This window comes from Aureimonas sp. Leaf427, from assembly GCF_001425485.1.
Taxonomy (GTDB): Bacteria; Pseudomonadota; Alphaproteobacteria; order Rhizobiales; family Rhizobiaceae; genus Plantimonas.
On sequence record NZ_LMQW01000048.1, the window covers coordinates 270,001 to 273,158 of the forward strand.

The window sequence follows — 3,158 nt, forward strand, 5'->3', positions numbered from 1 at the left end:
CTAGCTCTGAATACATAGGGGTTAGAAGCGAACTCGGGGAACTGAAACATCTAAGTACCCGAAGGAAAGGACATCAACCGAGACTCCGTCAGTAGCGGCGAGCGAACGCGGACCAGGCCAGTGGCCTCACAAGAGAGAAGCCGAACACGTTGGAAAGCGTGGCAAGAGTGGGTGACAGCCCCGTAGGCATAATGCTCTGTGAGGTCCTCGAGTAGGGCGGGACACGTGAAATCCTGTCTGAAATTGGGGGGACCACCCTCCAAGCCTAAGTACTCGTGTGTGACCGATAGCGAACCAGTACCGTGAGGGAAAGGTGAAAAGCACCCCGACAAGGGGAGTGAAATAGAACCTGAAACCGGATGCCTACAAACAGTCGGAGCCATCATGGGTGACGGCGTACCTTTTGTATAATGGGTCAGCGACTTAGTCTGACGAGCGAGCTTAAGCCGGTAGGTGGAGGCGCAGCGAAAGCGAGTCTGAACAGGGCGTTCAGTTCGTCGGATTAGACCCGAAACCGAGTGATCTAGCCATGAGCAGGCTGAAGGTGCAGTAACATGCACTGAAGGGCCGAACCCGCATCTGTTGCAATAGATTGGGATGACTTGTGGCTAGGGGTGAAAGGCCAATCAAACTCGGAAATAGCTGGTTCTCCGCGAAATCTATTTAGGTAGAGCGTTGGATGAATACCTTGAGGGGTAGAGCACTGAATGGGCTAGGGGGACTCACCGTCTTACCAAACCCAATCAAACTCCGAATACTCAAGAGTACTATCCGGCAGACACACGGCGGGTGCTAACGTCCGTCGTGAAGAGGGAAACAACCCTGACCACCATCTAAGGTCCCCAAGTCATGGCTAAGTGGGAAAGGATGTGAAGATCCCAAAACAACCAGGATGTTGGCTTAGAAGCAGCCATCATTTAAAGAAAGCGTAACAGCTCACTGGTCTAATTAAGGGTCTTTGCGCCGAAAATGTAACGGGGCTAAAGCCATGCACCGAAGCTGTGGATTCGCGTCTATGACGTGAGTGGTAGCGGAGCGTTCCCTAGGCCGTTGAAGGAGGACCCGTGAGGGCCTCTGGAGGTATGGGAAGTGAGAATGCTGACATGAGTAACGATAAAGGGTGTGAGAGACACCCTCGCCGAAAGTCCAAGGGTTCCTGCTTAAAGTTAATCTGAGCAGGGTTAGCCGGCCCCTAAGGCGAGGCCGAAAGGCGTAGTCGATGGGAACCACGTTAATAATCGTGGGCCTGGTGGTGAGTGACGGATCCCGTGTGTTGTACAGTCTTAACGGATTGATTGTGCAGCGAAGGGGTCCCAGGAAATAGCCCCACCGTATAGACCGTACCCGAAACCGACACAGGTGGACTGGTAGAGCATACCAAGGCGCTTGAGAGAACTCTGCTGAAGGAACTCGGCAAATTGCACGCGTAACTTCGGAAGAAGCGTGACCCCTTCATACGCAAGTGTGGTGGGGTGGCACAGACCAGGGGGTAGCGACTGTTTACCAAAAACACAGGGCTCTGCGAAGTCGCAAGACGACGTATAGGGTCTGACGCCTGCCCGGTGCTGGAAGGTTAAGTGGAGGGGTGCAAGCTCTGAAATGAAGCCCCAGTAAACGGCGGCCGTAACTATAACGGTCCTAAGGTAGCGAAATTCCTTGTCGGGTAAGTTCCGACCTGCACGAATGGCGTAACGACTTCCCCGCTGTCTCCAGCAGAGACTCAGTGAAATTGAATTCCCCGTGAAGATGCGGGGTTCCTGCGGTCAGACGGAAAGACCCCGTGCACCTTTACTATAGCTTTACACTGGCATTCGTGTCGGCATGTGTAGGATAGGTGGTAGGCTTTGAAGCATGGGCGCCAGCTCGTGTGGAGCCATCCTTGAAATACCACCCTTATCGTCATGGATGTCTAACCGCGGCCCGTCATCCGGGTCCGGGACAGTGTATGGTGGGTAGTTTGACTGGGGCGGTCGCCTCCCAAAGAGTAACGGAGGCGCGCGATGGTGGGCTCAGACCGGTCGGAAATCGGTCGTCGAGTGCAATGGCATAAGCCCGCCTGACTGCGAGACGGACATGTCGAGCAGAGACGAAAGTCGGTCATAGTGATCCGGTGGTCCCCGTGTGGAAGGGCCATCGCTCAACGGATAAAAGGTACGCCGGGGATAACAGGCTGATGACCCCCAAGAGTCCATATCGACGGGGTTGTTTGGCACCTCGATGTCGACTCATCGCATCCTGGGGCTGGAGCAGGTCCCAAGGGTATGGCTGTTCGCCATTTAAAGCGGTACGTGAGTTGGGTTCAGAACGTCGTGAGACAGTTCGGTCCCTATCTGCCGTGGGTGTAGGAATATTGAGAGGATCTGTCCCTAGTACGAGAGGACCGGGATGGACGTACCTCTGGTGGACCTGTTGTGGCGCCAGCCGCAGTGCAGGGTAGCTATGTACGGACTCGATAACCGCTGAAGGCATCTAAGCGGGAAACGAACCTCAAAACCAGTGTTCCCTATCAGGGCCGTGGTAGACCACCACGTCGATAGGCCGGGTGTGGACGAGCAGCAATGCTTGAAGCTTACCGGTACTAATAGCCCGATCGGCTTGATCATTCCCATTCGCCCATGACCACCTCTCACGAGGTGATCGGGCTCATGGTTCTTTGTTGGGCCTCAATCGCCGGCGCTCGCATCCGCGAGCTTGGCTCCGCGCCATCAGGCGCGACGGACTAGCGTCCTACTGTAGTGGCTTTCCCTGGAAAGTCGCTCCGGGCGCATGGTTCGGACAGGATTGAGACCAAACCATTCCATTCGACGACACCACCTCCCTGCAGAGGTGTAATCAGACGCTTCAAATCCCCGCGAAATGCGGTGGCTCACATGACTTGGCAGCGCTTGCGCTTCAGGTCGTGACGCCCCGTAGGCCGATAGGCCGTCGGAACGCTTCAGCGTTCCGCCCCAGCGGAGACGGTTTGCCCCCGGCAAACCGGCGCGAGCGTCCTGATCGCCAGATCAGCTTCACAACTTGCCATTTGCCGACCTGGTGGTTCCAGCGGAGCGGCTGCACCCGATCCCATCCCGAACTCGGCCGTGAAACGCTCCAGCGCCTATGATACTTCGTCTCAAGACGCGGGAAAGTCGGTCGCCGCCAGGTCTGCAAATCGCAAG

The 3,158-nt window shown here is 56.0% G+C and carries 2 rRNA genes (1 of these 2 running past the window's edge); both read left to right on the plus strand.

Features of this window, described 5'->3' with window-relative positions:
- Positions 1-2,603 (plus strand): 23S ribosomal RNA (locus ASG62_RS20800) (it extends 218 nt beyond the left edge of the window).
- 426 nt (positions 2,604-3,029) lie between these two features.
- A 5S ribosomal RNA gene (rrf, locus tag ASG62_RS20805) occupies positions 3,030-3,144 on the plus strand.
- Positions 3,145-3,158: the final 14 nt, after the last annotated feature.